Origin of the sequence: Blastomonas sp. CCH9-A1 (assembly GCF_001557175.1) — a bacterium.
Classification (GTDB): domain Bacteria; phylum Pseudomonadota; class Alphaproteobacteria; order Sphingomonadales; family Sphingomonadaceae; genus Blastomonas; species Blastomonas delafieldii_A.
This window is the reverse complement of the sequence record NZ_LSHM01000012.1, coordinates 301,998-321,164: the sequence shown is the minus strand read 5'-3', so window position 1 is coordinate 321,164 and position 19,167 is coordinate 301,998. Positions and strand designations below refer to the sequence as shown.

Annotated in this window: 26 protein-coding genes and 1 other RNA gene; 12 read left to right on the top strand and 15 right to left on the bottom strand. The window is 64.7% G+C overall.

Going from position 1 to position 19,167, the window contains the following annotated elements; all coding sequences use genetic code 11:
• The first annotated feature begins 17 nt into the window (after positions 1-17).
• From AX725_RS20380 to grxD, 9 genes are all read left to right on the top strand, one after another.
• Positions 18-287, top strand: a complete 270-nt coding sequence (locus AX725_RS20380; RefSeq protein ID WP_230962381.1) for a type II toxin-antitoxin system Phd/YefM family antitoxin — start codon at positions 18-20, stop codon at positions 285-287.
• 2 nt (positions 288-289) lie between these two features.
• Positions 290-712 carry a type II toxin-antitoxin system VapC family toxin gene (locus tag AX725_RS04940; protein WP_066045513.1) on the top strand — a complete coding sequence of 141 codons (423 nt, stop codon included), beginning with the start codon at positions 290-292 and terminating at the stop codon, positions 710-712.
• A complete protein-coding gene (locus AX725_RS04935) occupies positions 709-1,542 on the top strand; it encodes an N-acyl homoserine lactonase family protein (RefSeq protein ID WP_196490447.1) in 834 nt (277 codons plus the stop codon). The genes AX725_RS04940 and AX725_RS04935 overlap by 4 nt, the downstream gene beginning before the upstream one ends.
• A gap of 6 nt (positions 1,543-1,548) precedes the next feature.
• Positions 1,549-1,734, top strand: a complete 186-nt coding sequence (locus tag AX725_RS04930) for a hypothetical protein (protein WP_060977178.1) — start codon at positions 1,549-1,551, stop codon at positions 1,732-1,734.
• Positions 1,721-2,314, top strand: a complete 594-nt coding sequence (leuD, locus tag AX725_RS04925) for a 3-isopropylmalate dehydratase small subunit (RefSeq protein WP_060977177.1) — start codon at positions 1,721-1,723, stop codon at positions 2,312-2,314. Before AX725_RS04930 ends, leuD begins: the two co-directional genes overlap by 14 nt.
• Before the next feature lie 119 nt (positions 2,315-2,433).
• The gene (locus AX725_RS04920; protein WP_060977176.1) at positions 2,434-3,429 is read left to right on the top strand and encodes an NADPH:quinone oxidoreductase family protein; all 996 of its coding nucleotides are present in this window, start codon (positions 2,434-2,436) and stop codon (positions 3,427-3,429) included.
• A 90-nt stretch (positions 3,430-3,519) separates the two neighbouring features.
• Positions 3,520-3,846 carry a DUF1476 domain-containing protein gene (locus AX725_RS04915; RefSeq protein ID WP_060977285.1) on the top strand — a complete coding sequence of 109 codons (327 nt, stop codon included), beginning with the start codon at positions 3,520-3,522 and terminating at the stop codon, positions 3,844-3,846.
• A 3-nt stretch (positions 3,847-3,849) separates the two neighbouring features.
• Positions 3,850-4,083, top strand: a complete 234-nt coding sequence (locus tag AX725_RS04910; protein ID WP_023836414.1) for a BolA/IbaG family iron-sulfur metabolism protein — start codon at positions 3,850-3,852, stop codon at positions 4,081-4,083.
• Between the two features lie 31 nt (positions 4,084-4,114).
• The gene (gene grxD / locus AX725_RS04905) at positions 4,115-4,447 is read left to right on the top strand and encodes a Grx4 family monothiol glutaredoxin (protein WP_060977175.1); all 333 of its coding nucleotides are present in this window, start codon (positions 4,115-4,117) and stop codon (positions 4,445-4,447) included.
• Positions 4,448-4,555: 108 nt separating this feature from the next.
• Here grxD and rarD read toward each other — a convergent pair whose 3' ends face one another.
• Positions 4,556-5,464: an EamA family transporter RarD gene (gene rarD / locus AX725_RS04900; protein WP_060977174.1), complete on the bottom strand. Its 909-nt coding sequence runs from the start codon at positions 5,462-5,464 to the stop codon at positions 4,556-4,558.
• Positions 5,465-5,473: 9 nt separating this feature from the next.
• Complete coding sequence (locus tag AX725_RS04895; RefSeq protein ID WP_060977173.1) at positions 5,474-5,695, bottom strand: hypothetical protein; 222 nt, start codon at positions 5,693-5,695, stop codon at positions 5,474-5,476.
• Between the two features lie 189 nt (positions 5,696-5,884).
• Between AX725_RS04895 and AX725_RS04890 the strand changes: the two genes are divergently transcribed.
• The gene (locus tag AX725_RS04890) at positions 5,885-6,268 is read left to right on the top strand and encodes a glycine zipper 2TM domain-containing protein (RefSeq protein ID WP_060977172.1); all 384 of its coding nucleotides are present in this window, start codon (positions 5,885-5,887) and stop codon (positions 6,266-6,268) included.
• Positions 6,269-6,324: 56 nt separating this feature from the next.
• Here the strand turns inward: AX725_RS04890 and AX725_RS04885 are convergent, their stop codons facing one another.
• From AX725_RS04885 to AX725_RS04875, 3 genes are read right to left on the bottom strand one after another with little or no spacing between them, the layout of a single operon-like run.
• A complete protein-coding gene (locus AX725_RS04885) occupies positions 6,325-6,621 on the bottom strand; it encodes a hypothetical protein (RefSeq protein ID WP_060977171.1) in 297 nt (98 codons plus the stop codon).
• A 29-nt stretch (positions 6,622-6,650) separates the two neighbouring features.
• Positions 6,651-7,184: a J domain-containing protein gene (locus tag AX725_RS04880; protein WP_060977284.1), complete on the bottom strand. Its 534-nt coding sequence runs from the start codon at positions 7,182-7,184 to the stop codon at positions 6,651-6,653.
• A gap of 32 nt (positions 7,185-7,216) precedes the next feature.
• Entirely contained in the window at positions 7,217-9,055 is a 1,839-nt protein-coding gene (locus AX725_RS04875) for a caspase family protein (protein WP_066114338.1), read from the bottom strand.
• Between the two features lie 184 nt (positions 9,056-9,239).
• Here AX725_RS04875 and AX725_RS04870 point away from each other — a divergent pair, with 184 nt between their 5' ends.
• Positions 9,240-9,431, top strand: coding sequence for a hypothetical protein (locus AX725_RS04870; RefSeq protein WP_060977169.1), 192 nt, complete (start codon positions 9,240-9,242; stop codon positions 9,429-9,431).
• Between the two features lie 38 nt (positions 9,432-9,469).
• Here AX725_RS04870 and rnpB read toward each other — a convergent pair.
• The 10 genes from rnpB to AX725_RS04820 form a co-directional block, all read right to left on the bottom strand.
• Positions 9,470-9,877: RNase P RNA component class A (gene rnpB, locus AX725_RS04865), an RNA gene on the bottom strand.
• A gap of 37 nt (positions 9,878-9,914) precedes the next feature.
• A complete protein-coding gene (locus AX725_RS04860; RefSeq protein WP_230962505.1) occupies positions 9,915-10,550 on the bottom strand; it encodes an N-acetylmuramoyl-L-alanine amidase in 636 nt (211 codons plus the stop codon).
• A gap of 47 nt (positions 10,551-10,597) precedes the next feature.
• Positions 10,598-11,554, bottom strand: a complete 957-nt coding sequence (locus AX725_RS04855) for a DMT family transporter (RefSeq protein ID WP_208597802.1) — start codon at positions 11,552-11,554, stop codon at positions 10,598-10,600.
• A 47-nt stretch (positions 11,555-11,601) separates the two neighbouring features.
• Positions 11,602-12,471, bottom strand: coding sequence for a CheR family methyltransferase (locus AX725_RS04850; protein WP_060977167.1), 870 nt, complete (start codon positions 12,469-12,471; stop codon positions 11,602-11,604).
• Entirely contained in the window at positions 12,468-13,565 is a 1,098-nt protein-coding gene (locus AX725_RS04845; protein ID WP_081097179.1) for a chemotaxis protein CheB, read from the bottom strand. Before AX725_RS04845 ends, AX725_RS04850 begins: the two co-directional genes overlap by 4 nt.
• 23 nt (positions 13,566-13,588) lie before the next feature.
• Positions 13,589-13,954: a response regulator gene (locus AX725_RS04840; protein ID WP_060977165.1), complete on the bottom strand. Its 366-nt coding sequence runs from the start codon at positions 13,952-13,954 to the stop codon at positions 13,589-13,591.
• Positions 13,955-14,064: 110 nt separating this feature from the next.
• Positions 14,065-14,499: a chemotaxis protein CheW gene (locus AX725_RS04835; protein ID WP_060977164.1), complete on the bottom strand. Its 435-nt coding sequence runs from the start codon at positions 14,497-14,499 to the stop codon at positions 14,065-14,067.
• Entirely contained in the window at positions 14,496-16,874 is a 2,379-nt protein-coding gene (locus AX725_RS04830) for a chemotaxis protein CheA (protein WP_060977163.1), read from the bottom strand. The genes AX725_RS04835 and AX725_RS04830 overlap by 4 nt, the downstream gene beginning before the upstream one ends.
• A gap of 81 nt (positions 16,875-16,955) precedes the next feature.
• A complete protein-coding gene (locus AX725_RS04825; RefSeq protein WP_081096892.1) occupies positions 16,956-17,606 on the bottom strand; it encodes a histidine phosphotransferase family protein in 651 nt (216 codons plus the stop codon).
• 144 nt (positions 17,607-17,750) lie between these two features.
• Positions 17,751-18,161, bottom strand: coding sequence for a M67 family metallopeptidase (locus AX725_RS04820; protein ID WP_060977162.1), 411 nt, complete (start codon positions 18,159-18,161; stop codon positions 17,751-17,753).
• A gap of 16 nt (positions 18,162-18,177) precedes the next feature.
• Here AX725_RS04820 and AX725_RS04815 point away from each other — a divergent pair, with 16 nt between their 5' ends.
• Positions 18,178-19,152: an RluA family pseudouridine synthase gene (locus tag AX725_RS04815; protein ID WP_060977161.1), complete on the top strand. Its 975-nt coding sequence runs from the start codon at positions 18,178-18,180 to the stop codon at positions 19,150-19,152.
• Positions 19,153-19,167 lie beyond the last annotated feature (15 nt).

Genomic DNA, 19,167 nt, shown 5'->3' with positions numbered 1-19,167 from the left:
AGTTCAGGAGTCCAGCCATGGACATGCGCCCCACCACCTATTCGGCGGCAGAGGCCAAGGCCCAGTTTTCCAGCCTGCTCGATCGGGTGGCGGCGGGCGAGAGCATCATCATCACCCGCCATGGAAAGCCGGTGGCGAGGCTCGGCCATCCCGACGAGAGCGAAAGCCAGAAGACCGAGGCACGGCGGCGCGCGCGCGAGTCGTTCATCGCCTGGCGCAGGGAACATGGCCCGACGCTGGGGAATGACATCACGGCGAAGGACCTGATCAATGAGGGGCGGCGCTAGGCGTGGAGCGCTTCGTTCTGGATGCGTCGGTAGCACTGTCCTGGTTGTTCCGGGACGAGGAAACGCCTGCTTCCATGGCGATTCATGCGATGACCGACGATCATCGGGTCGTCGTGCCGCCGCACTGGTTTGCAGAAATGGCCAATGGCATCCGCCAGGGCGAGCGGAGAGAGCGCTGCGCGCCGGGCGATGCGCCCGCTTTTTTGAGCCTGCTGGGGCTGCTCGATTATGAACTGTCGGGCCTTGCCCCGTTCGACCAGTTTGCCGTGCTGCTGCCCTTGGCCCGCGAGCATGATCTCACCGTCTATGATGCTGCCTATCTCCATTGTGCGATCAGCCAGGGCCTGCCATTGGCAACATTCGATCAGCAACTGGCAACAGCGGCCAGGGCCTGCAATGTCACGATAATCGGAGATTCTGCATGAAACTGCGCTTCCTTCTTGCGCTGGCGGGTGCGTCCTTCGCCGTCACCCCCGCCTCCGCCCAGCAGGCCGAGGTCAAGCTGTGGCGGCTCGATTGCGGGACGGTCGCGGCCAATGATCTCAACGCCTTTTCCGACACCAAAGCCTATACCGGCAAATCGAAGCAGCTCGCGAGCAGCTGCTATCTGATCCAGCATGGCAGCGATTACATGCTGTGGGACACGGGGCTGCCCGCCGCGATGAAGGGCAAGCCGCTCGACAACGAGGCCGCGATGGACGCGACCGTGACCCTGACGATCAAGGAACAGCTGGCGACGTTGAATGTCGATCCCGCCTCGATCAAATATGTCGCTGTCAGCCATTATCATTTCGACCATATCGGCCAGCTCGCCGAGTTTCCCGGCGCGACGCTGCTCGTCGGCAAGAACGACTGGCAGGTGGTGACGACCGATCCCGCGACTTATGGTGCCGATCCCAAGCCGTTCGAGCCGTGGATCAAGGGCGGCAGCAAGGTCGAGGCGGTGGCGAACGACAAGGACGTGTTCGGCGATGGCTCTATCACCATGCTGCGCCTGCCGGGACACACGCCGGGGCATAACGGCCTGCTGGTGCGGCTGAAGAAAAAGCCGGTGCTGCTCACCGGCGATCTCGCGCATTTTACGGAAAATTATAAGAGCAACGGCGTGCCCACCTTCAATTACGATCGTGCCGAAACGCTCGCTTCGCTTGACCGGTTCAAGAAACTGGCCGACAATCTGGGGGCGACAGTGATCATTCAGCACGAACCGGCAGACATCAAGAAATTGCCGGCATTTCCCCAGGCAGCGGAGTAGGATTACGTGACAAAGGACAAGAAGAACGGCTGGTCCAGCGGCGCCATGGCTGGCGCGGCGGTGGGATCGGCGGCGCTGGCAGCGGCATTGCTCTATGTCGGCAAGCAGTTCACCAAGCCCAAGACCGGGGCGGCTCCCAAGCCCGAAGAGCCCGGTGCCGAAGCGACCGAGGGACCCCATGCAACCGATTGATCGTGTGGAAGGACGCGCCATCCCCTTTGGGCGCAAGAATGTCGATACCGATATCATCATCCCCGCCCAGTGGCTGAAGACGATCAGCCGCGAAGGCCTTGGCAAGGGAGCGTTCGAGACGGTACGCGCCGAGCCCGGCAATGTGTTCGACGATCCCGAATTTGCAGGCGCGCCGATCCTGATCGCGGGCGACAATTTCGGTTGCGGGTCGAGCCGCGAGCATGCCGCCTGGGCGCTGACCGATCTCGGCATCACCGCAGTGATCGCGCCCAGCTTTTCTGACATTTTCTCGAGCAACGCCTTCAAGAACGGCATCCTCACCGTCGTCCTGCCGCAGGAAGCGGTCGACCGGCTGATGGAGGTCGCAGCGACCGATCCGATCCATATCGATCTGGAAAGCCAGACGGTGACGACACCGTTCCAGGACCGCTTCACCTTCGAGATCGATCCGTTCCGCAAGACATGCCTGATGCAGGGGCTGGACGAGATCGGCCTGACGCTCGCCAAGACCGACGCGATCAGCGCCTATGAGGCGAGGCTGGCCAGCGAGAAGCCCTGGCTGGTGCCTGCAGCTGCATGAATTCGTCATTCCCGCGTAGGCGGGAATCCCGCTTCTGCGCCTAGCATTCCATCAAGCGGGACCCCCGCCTGCGCGGGGATGACGGGTAAAAATCACAAACAACTGGAGAGAGCCGAACCATGAAAGCCCTTTTGTCGAACGCCGCAGGTGGCCCCGAAACGCTGGAAATGACAGAGGTCGATGCGCCGGTGGCCGGACCCGGCGAGCTGCTGGTCGCGGTCAAGGCCTGTTCGATCAACTTCCCCGACGCGCTGATCATCAAGGACATGTATCAGCTGAAACCCCAGCGCCCGTTCGCGCCTGGGAGCGAGATTGCAGGGATCGTCGAGGCGGTGGGCGAGGGCGTGACCGGCTGGGCGGTGGGAGACCGCGTGATCGCGGGCACCGGCTTTGGCGGTCTGGTCGAAAAGAAGGCGGTTCCGGCCGCCGGGGCCTATAAGCTCCCCGATCAGTTCAGCTTCGAACAGGGCGCATCGCTGCTGATGACCTATGGTACCTCGATCCACGCGCTCAAGGATCGCGGACATATCAAGCCGGGCGATACGCTGCTGGTGCTGGGCGCCGCCGGCGGAGTCGGCCTGGCAGCGGTCGAACTGGGCAAGGCCTATGGCGCGCGCGTCGTCGCGGCGGTGTCGAGCGAGGACAAGGCCAAGGCCGCGCGCGAAGCGGGGGCGGACGAGACCGTGGTCTACGAACGCCAGCCGTTCGACAAGGCGCAGTCCAAGGCGCTGGCCGACGCGTTCAAGCAGGCCGTGGGGCCGAACGGCGCAGACATCGTCTATGACGCGGTCGGCGGCGACTATTCGGAACCGGCAGTGCGTGCCATGGCCTGGGAAGGGCGCTTCCTTGTCGTCGGCTTCCCCGCCGGGATCGCCAAGCTGCCGCTCAACCTCACGCTGCTCAAGAGCTGCGATGTCTGCGGCGTGTTCTGGGGTGCGTTCGCCGCGCGCGAGCCCCAGCGCAACGCCGCCAATATCGCCGAGCTGTTCGATCTGTGGGCAGCGGGCAAGATCTCGCCGCGCATTTCGGAAAGCTTCAGCTTTGCCGATGCACCGAAAGCGATCGCGAAGCTTGAAAATCGCGAGGCAATCGGCAAGCTTGTCGTGACGATGTAACCAGCGGAATCATGCGGTTTGGCGCTTGCCGCTGCGCCTGGCTCGGCCTATGCGCTAGCGTCAGACCTGCATGATCAACAAGGGATCGACATGACCAGTTTCAATGATCGCGAACGCGCATTCGAAGCCAAATTTGCCGCCGACGAGGACCTCCAGTTCCGCATCACGGCCCGCCGCAACCGCCTGGTCGGGCATTGGGCCGCGCAGCAGATGGGCCTTACCCCGGAAGAGACCGAAGCCTATGCCAAGTCGGTCGTTCAGGCCGATTTCGAAGAAGCGGGCGACGAGGACGTGATCCGCAAGTTGCTCGGCGATCTCGTGTCGGCTGGCGTCGATATCGACGAGCTGGGCGTGCGCACCGCGCTGGAAGCCAAGATGGCCGAAGCGCGCCGCCAGTTCATCGAAGAGGCGAACTGAGCCATGCCGATGGCCGCTGCCGATATCGAGGCGCTGATCAAGGCGGGCATCCCCGATGCCGAGGTCACGATCACCGATCTTGCGGGGGATGGCGACCATTATGCCGCGCATGTCGTGGCGGAGAGCTTCCGCCCGATGACGCGGCTGGCCCGCACGCGCGCGGTCTATGCGGCGCTCGGCGGGCGCATGGGCGGGGAGCTCCACGCCTTGCAACTGACCACCGCGCTTCCCAGCTAATTGTCATCTGCATATTCAAGGAAGCATCCCGATGACCGACACCGCACAGGCCCGTATTGCCGAGATCGTTAAAGCGAACGACGTCCTTCTGTTCATGAAGGGCACGCCGCTCTTCCCGCAATGCGGCTTTTCCAGCCGCGCCGTTGCCATTCTTGACCATCTGGGGGTGGATTACGAGAGCGTCGACGTGCTGCAGGACATGGAAGTCCGCCAGGGCATCAAGGAATTCTCCGACTGGCCGACCATTCCCCAGCTCTATGTGAAGGGCGAGTTCATCGGCGGGTCGGACATCATGATGGAAATGTTCGAAGCCGGCGAACTGCAGACGCTGATGCAGGAAAAGGGCCTGGTTTCGGCGGGCTAAGCCTTGCTCCGCTGACCTCTTTCCACGCCACCCCCGTGAAAGCGGGGGTCCCGCGTCCTTACCGGCTCCGAAATTTGAGCGGCATTCCCGCGTTCGCTGCAATGACGGTCAGGCCGCTGGCTGAGCCACCCGCGCCGCTCGCGAGCGGCGCACCCCATCCAGACAGAATACCGCCACCGCGCTCCAGATCAGCGCGAAGCAGATCGCGTGCGCACGGGTGAACGGTTCGTCATAGACGAAAACGCCGAGCATGAACTGGATCGTCGGACCGATGAACTGGACGAAGCCGAGCGTCGACAAGGGCATCTTGCGCGCGGCACTCGCGAACAGGAGCAGCGGGATGGTGGTGATCGCGCCGCCCGCGATCAGGAACGCGTTGGTATAGGGCGAATAGCCGAAGCCCGGCGTCGGATCGTAGAGATGGGCCCAGAGCGCATAACCGATCGCAAAGGGCAGCAGCAGCACCGTCTCGCAGGCGAGGCCCGGCAGCGAGCCGACCGGCGCCATCTTGCGCACCATGCCATACAGGCCGAAAGACCCCGCGAGCGACAGGCTGATCCAGATAGAGGCGAGCGATTCGCTCGCCAGCACCAGCACGCCTGCGGCCGCCAGAGTGATTGCGATCAGCTGCGTACGGTTCATCCGTTCGCTGAAGAACAGCACGCCCAGCGCGACGTTGATCAGCGGGTTGATGTAATAGCCCAGGCTCCCCGCCAGGATATGCTGGTTGGTGATGGCCCAGATATAGATCAGCCAGTTGGCCGCAATCAGCGAGGTGCTGGCGATCATGAAGCGGCGGGTGCGCGGGTCGCGGATGGCGGTCAGGAACTCGTGCAACGACCTGCGCGCCCAGAGGATGGCGAGCACCAGCAGCACCGACCACATAACGCGGTGCGCGACGATCTCCACCGGGGAAATCCCCTGCAGCTGTTTGAAGAACAGCGGCATGAAGCCCCAGATGGTATAGGCGCCCACTGCTTCCGGCAGGCCGTTCAGTCGCTTGGCTTCACCGCTCATGGCGGCGCGTTAGAGGATGCCGCCGCCAAGCGATAGCCGGATAATGCAGACCACCAGCACGATCAGGCACAGGTTGCGACCCGTGTTGCTGCTCGACAGGAAGCCCAGCAGCACGCCGACCAGCGCGATCGGAACGATCAGCCAGTTGAGCGCACCCAGCAGCGGCAGAAAGGCGGGAATGGCCAGCAGCAGTGCCACAAGGCCGATGATGATGGAGAGGATGTTCAGCATGTGTCTTATATGGATAAGACAGCACTTCGTTGCAAGCTGTTTAACGGTTCATCGCTGAAATGGGTCGCTTCGTCGGCGAAAAGCACGGAATCGCGCTTGTTGTTTCCCGTTCATGAAACTGCCTTTGAGGATGAATGTTGTTAGGTTCGAGCCGGGCCAAACGTCCGGAGCACATTGTGGAGACGAACCATGTTGAACCTTGCCCTTGCCAGCGCCGCTGCGTTTCTGAACCCCGCGCCTGCTGCCCCGGTCGCCCTGCCGGTCTCGACCAATTTCTATTCGCAGGATGCCGCTGAATTCCAGCGTCGCGACGAGCGCCGCGCCTATCGCGAGGGCCGTCGTGACGGTCGCCGCGAGGCGCGCAACAACCGCTACTGGCGCGGCAATGACGGCCGCTATTACTGCCGCCGCGATAACGGCACCACCGGTCTGCTGGTCGGCGCTGGTGTCGGCGCCTTGGCCGGTAACGCCGTTGCCGGTCGCGGCGACAAGACGCTAGGTGCTATCATCGGCGGTCTGGGCGGCGCAGCCATTGGTCGCGAGATCGACCGCGGCAACGTGCGCTGCCGCTGATTTCGCCACTACCCTGGCGATGAAGGGCCTCTCCCGGCAACGGGAGGGGCCTTTTGCTATGCGCTGAGGTCTTCGGCGAGCCGGTCGATATCGGCATCCTCGCGCACGATCTGCCAGCGATCAGGCTGGCGGGTGTCGATCAGCACCACGCCCTTTTTCGGGCAGATGTCGAGGCACGGCACCTCGATCACGCCGAGCCGCGCCTTGCGGCCCTTGCCTGCGGGCAGGCGGCGCTTGAGCGCCTTGGCGAGCGAGCGGTCGCCCTCGGGGCCGAAGCTCGCCTTGGCACGCTTTTGGCACTTCTTGCACACCAGCAGCGCATGCGACCAGTTGGCGTTGATTTCGCTTTTCATGAGGGGGAGATAGGGGCGCAGCGGGCCGATTACACGCCCTTCCAGGTCTTTCGCTCTTCCGCGCTGCGCAGCACCGCATAGGCCGCCTGGATCGCCTGAAAGCGGGCGGCGGCTTCCTTGTCGCCCTGATTGGTATCCGGATGATTGGCCTTGGCGAGGCGGCGATAGGCCTTTTTCACCTCCTCGAACTCGGCATGCATATCGCATTCGAGCACATCGAGCGCGCGCATCTCGTCGCGGCTGCGCGATCCGTCGCCCGAGCCAGTCCAGCCGTGAAAGGCGGACTCACGATAGCCCGAGGCATCGCGCTGTTCCTCCGCTGCGCGCGCCGCGGCCTCTTCCTTGTCAAGGCCTGCAAAATAGTCCCAGCCCTGGTTGTATTCGGCAGCATGGCGTTCACAGAAATACCAGCGGTCGCGGCTGTTGGGGGATTTGGGGGCAGGACAGTTGCCCGGCTGATCGCAGCCATGCCGATCGCACATCCGCACCTGCTGCGCTTCACGCGAAGCGCCATAACCGCGCCAGCGCGGGAAACCCCAGTCGGTGGATCGTCTGCCTGCCATCACGCGCATTTAGCGATGCGAGCGGGGAAGGGCTAGGGGGTAGCGCGATCGGGCAGCACGATGCTGGCAAGCACGGCGCGCCGACCCGGATCGAGTTCCTTGTGCGAAAGCGCCAGCCTGGCCCAGTAGTCGGCCTCCTTGGGCGAGCGCGGTACGCCCAACCCGTCCGCATGGCGCCGCGCTTGAAGGAACTGCGACCCTGCAAAACCGCCGCTAGCCCCGCGCGTGCAGTGGCGCTCGGCCTCGGCGCTGTTCAGCGCATTGCGGAAATAAGCCAGTTCGCACAACCAATGGTCGCCCTCGCGATTGCCCTTGTCGGCGAGCGCATTGAGCATCGTCGTGGCGGTCTTCATATCGCCGATATGTGCTCCCAGAGCGAACATAGCGAAGGGATGGCCCTTGGCGGCTGCCTGTTCGAACAGAGTGCGTGCCCGATCCGTTAGTGCCTTGATCTTCGCCGGATCGCGCTCGCTGCGTGCCTCGACGATCAGCAGATCGCCGAGATGCGACTTGGCCTTGGCATAATCCTGCGCTGCTGAAAGCTCGTAGAGTTCGCGGGCGCGCGCGGCTTCCTGCGGCGCATGTGCGCGCAGGAAATAGCCCAGTTCCAACTGCCCTGCGGGATGTCCCTTCGCGGCCGATTTCTCGAGCCAGGTGCGTGCTGCGACCAGATCCTTCGGTAGGCCCACCCCGAATTCGTACATATAGCCCAGCAGATATTGCGCCACCGGATCGTCGTTCGTTTCCGCTGCGGCTAACAGCGAGGGCACGTTCGACCGGGTCAGCAGATCGGCGACGAGATAGGGTTCGTCCTCGGTTCCCAGGCGTTCCAGCGTCAAGTCGGCAAGCAGGGTCATCGTCTGCGGCATCATCATCAGCAGCGCGCCGGGGCTGCTGCGAATCGCCCCCGTGCGGACACGGGCGGTGGGGGCAGGCGCCCCTGCAATCCCGCCGATCGCTGTGCCTGCGGGCGGCTTTGCAGCATTCTGCATCGAACTGCCGGGCAGCGGCATCAGGAAGAAATCTTCGCGAAACTGCCCGTAGCGCACCGGATATTGCGCCGGATCGATCACCGGTCGTGTGCGCTCCTCGACATCGCGCGCGACGATCTTGAGATACTGGTCGAGTTCCAGCCCCGGCGTGGCGCTGTACTTGGCGATCGCGGCGGCAAACGGGCTGATCGCATCGGCCTCGGGCGGGGCATCGTCGAGCGCCGGACTGCCCTTGACGGTTGAATAGAACACCACGCCCTTGCCGCCGCGCGGCAGACCGATGGTGCTCACCGTTCCATCGCGCCCGCCGGGGTCGAGATCAGTGAGCTCGACCACCGCGTCGAAAGATCGGCAGGCATCGAGAAAGAACAGGTTGAACCGCTGGGCCCTGGCCGCGCCCATCAGCGCATCGAGCGGCAGGAAATGCTCGGCAAGGCCATTCTTGCTGGCAAATCGCGGCGCATCGACGGGGACGAGATAGTTCTCTCCGCCGAATTCGAAGCCATGGCCGGCATAATAGATCAGCGCGGTATCGGCCGCAGCGGAGAGCGATGCAAACTCGTCGACGGCCCTGCGCGCAGCGGCAGCGTTGACATCGACCAGCCGGATCACCCGGAACCCGGCCTGGGCAAAGACATCGCACAGCCGCTCGACATCATTGGCCGCATTGTCCAGCCCGTCCCAGTCGGCCCCGTCATAGCCGCCATTGCCGATCAGCAGCGCCACCCGCTGCGTCTGCGCCGCCGCCCCGCATTCCTTGCGCCCGGCGCCGGGTTTGCTCAAGGGCGCCTGTGCAGAGGCGACCATGGGCGCCATGGCGGCCAGCGTTAGAGCCGCCCCGGCGAGCAGATGATGAACCAGCGACTTTGGCGTCCCCATGGCGATCCCCCTGATCTAGGGGGGAAACTACAGCCGGCGCGGCAATTGCGCAACGACCACGCCCCCTTCATCGCTCTCCCATGTCGTTCGTCGAACGCTAAGGGTCTTGAAACCACTGGCCTGCTATCTATCTCGCATCCGCAGCATAGATTGCGATTAAAGACGTTTCAGGGAAGTGCCACCAATGAGCCGCCAGTTGATGTTCGCAGCCATGCTCTCCATCGCGATGATGGCGACGTTCGTGCTGGGCTCGACGGCTTATGCCGGCGGCGATGCGGCGCAGGATTTTGCGCAGTGCGATCTCAACGAACTGGAACAGTCGCCCGCCGCCATCGATTATTCGGTGCCGTCCAAGCTGGTGCTTGCCTCGCTCTGAGCACGATCGGCCCCAGGCCGTTTTTCATCATTCCCAAAATCGCCAGAGGGTCTGTAAGCCGGGTTCTGTCCTGACCGTTGCCGGTCATGGGCAGCCATTCCTCTAGGCGGGGCATTGCTGCACCGCTCAAGCAACCAACCCGGGCGGCAAGGGGCCGAAACTCCCCTGGGACGCGCCTCTGCAAGCAGAAACCGTATCGCCAAATCCGCCCCTATTCGGTCTTGCTCCGGATGGGGTTTACCGTGCCGCGATCCGTTGCCGGTCGCGCGGTGCGCTCTTACCGCACCCTTTCACTGTTACCGGGCCGAAGCCCAAGGCAACCTGCTTTCTGTTGCACTGTCCCTGGGGTCGCCCCCGCCGGGCGTTACCCGGCATCCCTGTTTCGTGGAGCCCGGACTTTCCTCGCCCCCGTTTTGCAACGGGGCCGCGGCTGCCCGACCCTCTGGCTGCGTGCGGCCTAGCCGGGATCGCGCGGGAACGCAATCAGCGCGTGCGCCCCGCGTCCCGATCGAGCAGCAGCGCGAACAGGATCGCGCGGCATTCGCCGTCGATCTCGCCGGTGATGGTGCCGGGCCGCCAGCGTCGCTGGAACGCGGTGGTCGCCGCGCGCCCGTCGCTGATATCATAGCCGAAGCGTTCGAGCGCGAGCATGAACGCGCCGTCGCTCCAATAGGGATCGACCAGCCGCCCGTCGGGGATCGGCAGAGCGAGGCGGACGCGCGCCAGCCTTTGCCAGTCGAACAGCTCGCCCGGGTCCTGCTTGCGCGCAGGCGCGATGTCGCTGTGCCCGACGACATTGGCACGCGGGATGTTGTAGCGGTCGACAATGTCCGCAACGAGCGGGATCAGCGCCGACATCTGTTCCTCGGGGAACGGACGATAGCCGAATTCATGGCCGGGATTGACGATCTCTATGCCGATGCTGGCGCTGTTCACATCGGTGATGCCCCGCCAGTGCGAACGGCCCGCGTGCCAGGCGCGGTCGGCCTCGTCGACCATGCGGATGATCTGGCCGTCCTCGGTCACGACATAATGGGCGGAGACCTTGGAAGCAGGGTTGGCGAGCCATTCGATCGCCGAGGGCGCGTCCTGCATCCCGGTATAATGCAGCACCAGCATATTGATCGGCAGCTTGCGCTCGTCGAAATTCGGCGACGGGGTGTCGATCAAGATCTGGTCCCTTCCTTCATCAGCCGCGCCTTGGCGAGCTCGCGTGCCTTCTGGGCGTTGCGAACCGCCACGATAGAGACGCCCAGCAGCGCGATCAATCCACCCGCGATCATCAGCCAGGTCAGCGGCGTTCCGAACCACCAGGTGGCAAAGGCGACCGAAATGACCGGGGTGGGGATGGTGAGCGGACTGACGGTCGATACGCTGTGCCGCTGCAGCAGCCAGACCATCGCGCCATGGCCGCCGATGCTCGATCCGATCGCGGCATAGGCGGTCCAGGCATAGGTTTCTGCGGTGAGGTGCGGCAGTTTGGCCATGCCATCGGGCTCGAGCAGCAGCGCAAAGGGCAGGATGACGAGCGATCCGATCAGCCCGAGCCACCCGCTGATGTTGAGCACGCCGATGCCGCCCAGATTGCGCTGGATCAGCGTTGCGGTGGCCCAGATCAGGCTGCCGACCGCGGAGATGGCGATCGCGGGCAGCTCCTTGCCCGCCGCCGGATCGAAGACCAGCAGCATCACCCCGAACAGCGCCAGCACGATGCCGATCAGGCGCGGAATGCCGATCTTCTCCTTGAGGAAGATGACCGCGAGGATCAGCGAGAAGGGGACGCCGAGCTGGCCCGCGATGGCCAGCGCGCTGACATTGTTGCTGACCTTGAGCGACAGGCCGACCGCGACATAGAACAGCCCGCCGCTGAGCACGCCGAGCGTCGCGATCAGCTTCATCCGCCCCGGCACGATGCGCAGGAACGGCAGGCAGACCAGGGCGACGATCGCCTGGCGCAGGAACGCGCCGGGCAGCGCGCCTGCGCTGTCCACCGCCGATTTCATCGCGATGATGTTGAAGCCCCAGAGCATCATCATCATCACCGCCACGGCCCAGTCGAGTCGGCCAAAGCCGCGTTCGGGCAGGTCCTGGAGGTGCGAATCGGGCTGCATGCGCGCAGGCATAGGGCAAATGCCCGGCTAGAACAGCATTTTGCTGCGCTTGCGAACGATCAGGCGAGCGGCGGGGGCAGCGCCGACAGGCCGGTGCGGCCCGGCACCGCCTTGCAATGCAGCCCGCGCATCTCGCGCGCGCTGGAAAACAGCGCGGTCTGGTCCATCACCGTTTCTGCCGCGCCCAGCATCAGCAGGCCGTCGTCCTCGAGCGTCTGCTCGAGCTTGGCATAGGCGATCGATCGCGTTTCGGGGGCAAAGTACATCAGCACATTGCGGCACAGGATGATGTCGAACCGGCCCTTTTCGGTGCGGGGCTTGAGGATGTTGTCCTCCTGAAAGCGCACCATCTGTTGCAGCCGCGGATCGATCACCCAATCCTCGCCGTCCTGGGTGAAATAGCGCAGCATGTAATCGACCGACAGGCCGCGCTGGATTTCGAACTGGCTGTAGCGGCCCGATCTTGCCTTGGCGATCACCGAGGCGGAAATGTCGGTGCCGACGATCTCGATGTTCCAGCCATCCCAGAGCTCGCGGTCGGTATCGATCAGCATCGCGACCGAATAGGCTTCCTGTCCCGTCGAACAGCCAGCGCACCAGATGCGCAGCGACTTGCGCGTGGCCCGACGCTCGCGCAGCTGGGGCAGGGCTTCGCTGCGCAATGTCGCGAACAGCGCGATGTCGCGGAAGAAGAAACTCTCGTTGTTGAGCATCAGCTCGAGCGATTCCTGCAGCAGCCGCTCGTTCTCGGGATCGGAGAGCACCGCGACGAGCGCGTCCAGATCGGGGATGGCATGCTGCTTGAGCAGCGGCGCGAGCGCGGTCTGGATCCGCCAGTAGCGGCTGGGCGCGATCTGCTGGCCGGTCCGCGTCTCCAGAAGTCCGGCAAGAATCCGCGTTGCATCGGCTGCGGGCTGGGCATGAATCATGGTGCGCTCTCCAGCCAGCAATCGGCAATGAACCCGGCTATCCCGGCGGGCGGCAGGATCACGCTGGCCAGGCCTGCGCGCGCGACGCTGCCGGGCATGCCCCAGACGGTACTCGTTTCGATATCCTGCACGTAAACGGGAGCCCCCTGTTCGGCGAGCGCACGTGCGCCGGCCAGTCCGTCCGATCCCATACCGCTCAGCATCACCCCGGCGCCGCTCGCGCCGAAACAGCGCGCCACCGCCTGCATCATCGGGTCGACCGATGGCTTGTACGCGCTGGCCGGCCAGTCGGGCAGCAGATCGATCCGCACCTGGCCGTCGGCTCTTTCCAGACCCAGATGTGCATCGCCGGGCGCGCAATAGATATGTCCGCGCTGCAGCCTAGCGCCCTGAACCGCCATGCTGACCGGGCGCAGCTTCAGTTCGTCGATATGCCGCACGAAATGCGGCATGAAGTCGGTCGGCAGGTGCTGGGTGATCAGGATCGGCGCATCGACGCGCGGGTCGAGCGCGGTGAGCAGCTGGTGGATGGCCGGAATGCCGCCGGTGGACGAACCGATCGCGATACACTGCAGCGGACACAGCGTGAGCGCGGGTCGGGCGAGCACGACTGGTACCGGATCATGCCGGGAGCGGCGTCCATCGGCGAGCAGTTGCAGGCGCTGGTGCAGCGCGCCGACGAATTCGCGCGAGTAGAACTGGCGGTCGGGCTTGGCCAATGTATCGCTGGCGCCGAGGGCAAGCGCGCGGATGCTGGCAGGGGCGCCATCGCCGCAATGCGACGACAGCACCAGGATGCAGGCCTGCTGGCTGCGCTGCAGCAGATCGGGCAGGGCGTCGAGCCCGTCACGGTCCGGCATCTCGATATCGAGGATGATGATGTCGATGCTATGCTGCGCCAGAAAGTCGAGCGCTGCCTCGGCCGATGGCACGCTTGCTGCCACTTCGAAGCCCGACAGCGATTCGACGATGCGTTGGATGATCGACCGGGTGACCAGGCTGTCGTCGACGATCAGCACGCGGCTTTGCGCACCATGCGGCACCGCCCGGAGAAATCCCGTTCGAGCTGTTGCCCGCTGTCCCGCCCCCGGCATGGCCGCCTTCCTTCCGCTGCGGCTCAGGCGCAGCCGACGATCTGCAGCTTGCTGTGGAGCGTCTCTCGATCGAACGGCTTCATCACATATTCGTCGGCGCCCGCCTCGATGGCCGCCTGGATATGGCCCCGGCCGTTCTCGGTGGTGCAGAACACGACCTTGGGATGCTGTCCGCCCTCTTCCTTGCGCAGCGCACAGAGAAATTCCATGCCGCCCATGACCGGCATGTTCCAGTCGAGCAGGACGACATCGGGCATCGATCTGCCGCAATGGTCGAGCGCCTCGCTACCATCAGCGGCTTCGGACACGGCAAAATCCAGCGTTTCCAGAATGTGCCGCGCAACCTTGCGGATCACCTTGCTGTCATCGACGACCAGACACGTTTTCATCAAAGCGGCCTCCCTGCGGCACATGCGCTGCGGATGAATGTATGGCCCATTGGTAAGCAGCAGCTTAACGGCGCGAAAAGGCTTTTGAATTTTGGACGCACCGCTTCGGGTCAGGCGGCGCGGCGCATGGCGGGATTGACCATGTAATCGGGATCGATCAGCAACAGGGTTTCGCTATCGTGCTCGAGCAGCGACCGCCCGATTTCGCTCCAGCCTGCGGGCAGCTGGCTGGGCAGCGGCAGCGGCGCCGTGCGGATCGGCACGACGTCGAGCACGTCATCGACCAGCAGGCCATAGCTGCACCCGCCGATATTGACCACGATGGCGGGTTGACCGGGGATCAGTTCGGCAGGTTCGCCGGTGACGAAATACTGGCAGTCGATGAGCGTCAGCACCCGGCTGCGCAGCGCGAACAGGCCCGAGATGAACGGCGCGGCCGAGGGCACCGGGACCGACTCGCGCACCTTGACGACGCTGTCGATCCGCTCGGACGGGAATGCGACCGTTTCGCCCGCGATGATGGCGATGAGAAAGAGGTCCTTCATGCACTTTGCCTCTGCTGGCCCGCGATCAGGCGGCCGAGCAGGCCGGCGCGGTCATAGCGGTAGATGGTGTCCGCGTCGGCGCTGGCGGAGGCCAGGGTATCGCTCAGGCGGATGACTTGACCGCCGACGGCGGACGGGGCGACGGGCAGGTCGCCGACGATGATGCTGATCGCGGCATTGCCATCGATCGCATCGTCGGGCCGCGTCAAGACCGGGTTATAGCCGGCTGCTGCTACCAGGGGAGCCAGGATGCTGCGTGTCCAGGCGTCGTCTTCGCCGATCAGGCGGCAGACGGGCCGGTCGGTGGCGGGGGCTGCGCCCGGCAGCATGCTGAAGATCCAGTGCACGTCGAGCAGCTCGAGCTGCAGATCGCCGATCAGCGCGACTCCGCCGATCAGTCCGGGCTGCGGCGCGGGTTCGACATGCGAGGGCAGCCGCACGATGTCGATGACATCGTCGACGGCATAAAGCGCATGAACGCGGCCGTCGGTGAGATGCAGCAACTTGGTGAAGGGGGCCTCGGGACGCGCCGAAAGGCCGATCACGGCGCGGCTTTCGCCGTCGATGCTCAGCCGCATCTGGCCTGCCGCCATGGCGAGCCGGGTGCTGTCGACATCCTCGACCCGCTCGACCGCGGCCAGCGCGATCAGCCGCAACTCGCCGCTCAATTCCTTGAACAGCAAGGCCGAACCGCCGTCGATCTTCGGCGATGCGCCTTCCTCTTCGTCGAGTGCCTGTGCGGGCTTCGGCATTTCGTTCAGGCGGGCGCGATGCGCCAGTCCCAGCGGGTCGAGCAGCAGCATCGGCCGCCCGTTGTCGGGCAGGGTGGTGCCCGCGTAGAGGCCGTCGGCCATGATCACGGGCGCGCCGGGACGGACCACGAGTTCCTCGTGATCGATCACCGCCTCGACCGACAGCGCATAGCGCAGGTCCGATGCGGCGTTGACCGAAATGATCGTGCGGTGCCGCGCCTGCGGCTCCCGATCGACGTCCAGTCCCAGCAGCGTTTCCAGCGCGACATAGGGCAGGCATTCGCCGCGAAGATAGGCAAGGTCGCAGCCACCGACCTGCTGGATGCGCACCTGGCTGTTGCTGTCGAACAGGATCTCGCGGATCGCCGATCGCGGCATCGCGAATTCCTGCCCGCCGGCCCGCACCGTCAGACACGGAATGATCGTGAGCGTCAGCGGGACGCGCAGGATCACGCGCAGACCCCGTCCCGGATGGTTCTCGAGATCGATCGAGCCGCCGATCCGCTCGATATTGGATCGGACGACGTCCATGCCTACGCCGCGCCCGGAAATGGCGCTGACATGGTCGGCAGTGGAAAGTCCGGGCGCGAAGATCAGCTCGAGCCGGGCGCGTTCGCTGAGGCCCGTGACTTCGGAGGGATTGCGGATGCGCGCGGCCAGCGCGCGGGCAACGAGCTTTTCGGTATCGATCCCGCGCCCATCGTCGCTGATCTCGATCAGGATCTGGTTGCCCGACTGGCGCGCGGCAATGCTCAGCCGCCCGGTTTCGGGCTTGCCGACAATCCGCCGCGCGGCAGGCGTTTCGATGCCATGATCGATCGCGTTGCGGATGATATGGGTGAGCGGGTCGCGGATCATCTCGATCATCTCGCGATCGAGCTCCACATTGCTGCCCGAGGTGCGCAGATCGACCTGTTTGCCCAGGTCTGCGCACAGATCGCGCACCAGCCGGGGCAGGGGAGAAAAGATGCGCTCGATCCGCTGCATCCGCGTCTGGCCGATGGCGTCGCGCATGTCGGCGATGCAGGCGGAGAGCCGCTCGAAAGCGTTTTCCAGCGTGGTGCCGTTCTGCTCGTCGCGCAGGCAGCGGGCGACTTCGTTGCGCGCCAGTACCATGTCCGACACGCCGTTCATCAGATGATCGATCAGCTCCAGCGGAACGCGGATCGACCGAACAACCGCCTGCCTGCGCGCCTGGTCTGAGTCCGATGGCAAGGCGACGTCCTCGACGTCCGGATCGGGCATGGGCGGAGCAATATCGCGGTTGAGCGCCGCGATCAGGTCGGCATCGGTGCTGTCGGGCAGCGCCTCGCCGGTTTCCATGACGACGATCAGCTCGCCGATCCGGTCGATCACCGCGAGCACCGCGTCGACCAGTTGCGCCGAGGCATCGCGCCGGCCATCGCGCACCTGTGCCAGCACGTCCTCTGCCGCGTGACTCAGCCGTTCGAACCGGGGAAGGTTGAGGAAGCCGCAGCTGCCCTTGACGGTGTGGACGAAGCGGAAGATCGCATCGAGCCGCTCGCTGTCGCGCGGGTTCTGCTCCCACAGCACCAGCTCGCTGGCAAGCGCGTCCAGCGTTTCGCGGGTCTCAGCAATAAATTCCTGAATCAGGTCGTCCATCGTCACCGTCCGCAAGCGCTGGCGGACGGTTTGCGCCGAATATGGTTAAGATCAGGTTGCGGTGCGATCCGGCCTCAAGGCTCAGACGCGCAGCATCGCGCCGATGACCAGCGATTCCGGCGCAGCGGCCAGCTGGATGGTGCCGCCATGCGACCGGGCAATCCGCTCGATCATGAACGCGGGCGCTGTGCGCGGGCTCAGCACTGCGCCGCCGATATCGCCCTGCAAGGCTGCCGCCAGCGATTCATCGATCACCACCTTGGGGCCGGTTGCGTTGACCGCGATTTCGCACGTGCCGTCCTGCTCTTCCGCCGCGATGATCAGCTGCCCGCCGCGCACGAGACCATCGAGCCCGATCAGCGCGAGGTTCAAGAGCACCTTGACCGCGGGCTTGGCGAGCATGGCGCTGGGCACGTGCCATTGCATCTCGACGCGCGGCTTGTCGGCGACCAGGCCCTCGATCAGCTGGCGCGGCTCGCTGACATCGACCTTGTCGCCAAAGCCCCCCGCTGCGCCAAAGGCGAGGCGGAAGAACTTGAGCTTGTTGGCAGAGGCGCGTGCGCTGTCGCTCAGCAACTCGATGCAGCGGGCGCGCATCTCGGGATCGGTCTCGTCGGCGAGCAGCTCCAGACCATTGTTCATCGCGCCGATCGGGCTGAGCAGGTCATGGCACAGTCGCGAGCACAACAGGCTGGCGAGTTCGGTTTCGTTCATGTCTGCGGTGCTGGGCATGGTGGGATGCGGGCCTTGTGGCGATAATCGGAAAGAAAAGGGCAAATAACGGGGCAATGCCGCTTGCGGTCGATGTGGCGAAAATGCCGCATGGGTTCAAGCCTTAATGCACCATCATGTAACGCGGACGCCCAACCGAGCCGGTCATGAGGCGGGCGGCAGGATTTCGACGGGATCGAAAACACCGTGCAGCGCGCCATGCGCTTTGGCCTGCCAGGCGGTGATCCTGTTGTCGGCAACAATCAGCCACAGCCGGTCGTCGCGCGCTGCATCGCGGGCGTCGCGCGGTGATGGCTCGGCGCGGCCATTGGGATGCGAATGATAATAGCCGATCAGCAGGGCACCTCCGCTGCGCGCCGAGCGCTCGGCCGCGATCAGCGCTGCGGGATCGATTTCGAAGGTGCGCATCGGATCACTAGCGACATTGGCGCAAGGCTGCGCCGCGTCGATCCGATCGGGCGAGCCGAACAGCAGCCCGCAACATTCGTGCGGGAATGCCGCTGCGGCCTCGGCCAGCAGTTGGTGGTGGAGCGCGCTTGAAAGCAGGACCGGCATCGGCCAGAGGATAGCGATGAATGATGGGCAATCCAGTACCAGTTCGGCAGGCGAGGTCAGGACCGGCACGATCCCCGAGAGTGCGGCAGGTCTGCGCATCGATGCGGGCCTCGCCCAGGCGGAACCCGATCTGTCGCGCGAGCGGATCAAGACGCTGATCCTCGAAGGCGCGGTGACGCTGGACGGCAGGATCGCCAATCGGCCCTCTGTCAAGCTGGCCGCGGGTATGGCCTATGCCGTCGCGCTGCCGCAGGCCCAGCCGCTCGACGCCGAGGCGCAGGCCATCGCGCTCGACATCGTGTTCGAGGACGAGCATCTGCTGGTGGTCGACAAGCCTGCGGGGCTGGTGGTGCACCCGGCAGCGGGGCATGCCGACGGGACATTGGTCAATGCGCTGCTGCACCATTGCCGGGGCCAGCTTTCGGGCATCGGCGGTGTGGCGCGGCCCGGCATCGTCCACCGGATCGACAAGGATACCTCGGGGCTGCTCGTCGTCGCCAAAACCGATGCCGCGCATCTGGGGCTGGCGGCGCAATTTGCCGAGCATTCGATCAACCGGCGCTATGTCGCGGTCGTGCAGGGGCGGCCGAATCCGGCCAACGGGACCGTGCGCGGCAATATCGGCCGCAGCGACCATGACCGCAAGAAGATGGCGCTGGTGGGCGAGGGGAAGGGCAAGCATGCCGTCACCCACTATAGCACCGAGGAGCGGCTCAGGGACGCGACCCGGATCGAGTGCCGGCTGGAGACCGGGCGGACGCACCAGGTGCGCGTGCACATGGCCAGCATCGGCCATGCGCTGCTCGGCGATCCGCTTTATTCCCGGCCACCAAAGCCGTTACGCGATCTGCTCAAGACGGCGGATTTCCGGCGTCAGGCATTGCATGCCCAACGGCTGGGCTTTATACATCCGGTGACTGGATCTGAATGCGACTTTTTTAGTCCGATTCCGGCCGACATGGCGGAACTTTTGGATAGATTGCGTGTTTAGGTTGCAAGTCGAAAT

Excerpts from the sequence above, each read along its gene's own strand:
- AX725_RS20380 (WP_230962381.1), top strand. The coding sequence starts at position 18 with ATGGACATGCGCCCCACCACCTATTCGGCGGCAGAGGCCAAGGCCCAG.
- AX725_RS04935 (WP_196490447.1), top strand. The coding sequence starts at position 709 with ATGAAACTGCGCTTCCTTCTTGCGCTGGCGGGTGCGTCCTTCGCCGTC.
- leuD (WP_060977177.1), top strand. The coding sequence starts at position 1,721 with ATGCAACCGATTGATCGTGTGGAAGGACGCGCCATCCCCTTTGGGCGC.
- AX725_RS04920 (WP_060977176.1), top strand. The coding sequence starts at position 2,434 with ATGAAAGCCCTTTTGTCGAACGCCGCAGGTGGCCCCGAAACGCTGGAA.
- AX725_RS04915 (WP_060977285.1), top strand. The coding sequence starts at position 3,520 with ATGACCAGTTTCAATGATCGCGAACGCGCATTCGAAGCCAAATTTGCC.
- AX725_RS04910 (WP_023836414.1), top strand. The coding sequence starts at position 3,850 with ATGCCGATGGCCGCTGCCGATATCGAGGCGCTGATCAAGGCGGGCATC.
- grxD (WP_060977175.1), top strand. The coding sequence starts at position 4,115 with ATGACCGACACCGCACAGGCCCGTATTGCCGAGATCGTTAAAGCGAAC.
- rarD (WP_060977174.1), bottom strand. The coding sequence starts at position 5,464 with ATGAGCGGTGAAGCCAAGCGACTGAACGGCCTGCCGGAAGCAGTGGGC.
- AX725_RS04895 (WP_060977173.1), bottom strand. The coding sequence starts at position 5,695 with ATGCTGAACATCCTCTCCATCATCATCGGCCTTGTGGCACTGCTGCTG.
- AX725_RS04890 (WP_060977172.1), top strand. The coding sequence starts at position 5,885 with ATGTTGAACCTTGCCCTTGCCAGCGCCGCTGCGTTTCTGAACCCCGCG.
- AX725_RS04885 (WP_060977171.1), bottom strand. The coding sequence starts at position 6,621 with ATGAAAAGCGAAATCAACGCCAACTGGTCGCATGCGCTGCTGGTGTGC.
- AX725_RS04880 (WP_060977284.1), bottom strand. The coding sequence starts at position 7,184 with ATGGCAGGCAGACGATCCACCGACTGGGGTTTCCCGCGCTGGCGCGGT.
- AX725_RS04875 (WP_066114338.1), bottom strand. The coding sequence starts at position 9,055 with ATGGGGACGCCAAAGTCGCTGGTTCATCATCTGCTCGCCGGGGCGGCT.
- AX725_RS04870 (WP_060977169.1), top strand. The coding sequence starts at position 9,240 with ATGAGCCGCCAGTTGATGTTCGCAGCCATGCTCTCCATCGCGATGATG.
- AX725_RS04860 (WP_230962505.1), bottom strand. The coding sequence starts at position 10,550 with ATGCTGGTGCTGCATTATACCGGGATGCAGGACGCGCCCTCGGCGATC.
- AX725_RS04855 (WP_208597802.1), bottom strand. The coding sequence starts at position 11,554 with ATGCCTGCGCGCATGCAGCCCGATTCGCACCTCCAGGACCTGCCCGAA.
- AX725_RS04850 (WP_060977167.1), bottom strand. The coding sequence starts at position 12,471 with ATGATTCATGCCCAGCCCGCAGCCGATGCAACGCGGATTCTTGCCGGA.
- AX725_RS04845 (WP_081097179.1), bottom strand. The coding sequence starts at position 13,565 with ATGCCGGGGGCGGGACAGCGGGCAACAGCTCGAACGGGATTTCTCCGG.
- AX725_RS04840 (WP_060977165.1), bottom strand. The coding sequence starts at position 13,954 with ATGAAAACGTGTCTGGTCGTCGATGACAGCAAGGTGATCCGCAAGGTT.
- AX725_RS04835 (WP_060977164.1), bottom strand. The coding sequence starts at position 14,499 with ATGAAGGACCTCTTTCTCATCGCCATCATCGCGGGCGAAACGGTCGCA.
- AX725_RS04830 (WP_060977163.1), bottom strand. The coding sequence starts at position 16,874 with ATGGACGACCTGATTCAGGAATTTATTGCTGAGACCCGCGAAACGCTG.
- AX725_RS04825 (WP_081096892.1), bottom strand. The coding sequence starts at position 17,606 with ATGCCCAGCACCGCAGACATGAACGAAACCGAACTCGCCAGCCTGTTG.
- AX725_RS04820 (WP_060977162.1), bottom strand. The coding sequence starts at position 18,161 with ATGCCGGTCCTGCTTTCAAGCGCGCTCCACCACCAACTGCTGGCCGAG.
- AX725_RS04815 (WP_060977161.1), top strand. The coding sequence starts at position 18,178 with ATGAATGATGGGCAATCCAGTACCAGTTCGGCAGGCGAGGTCAGGACC.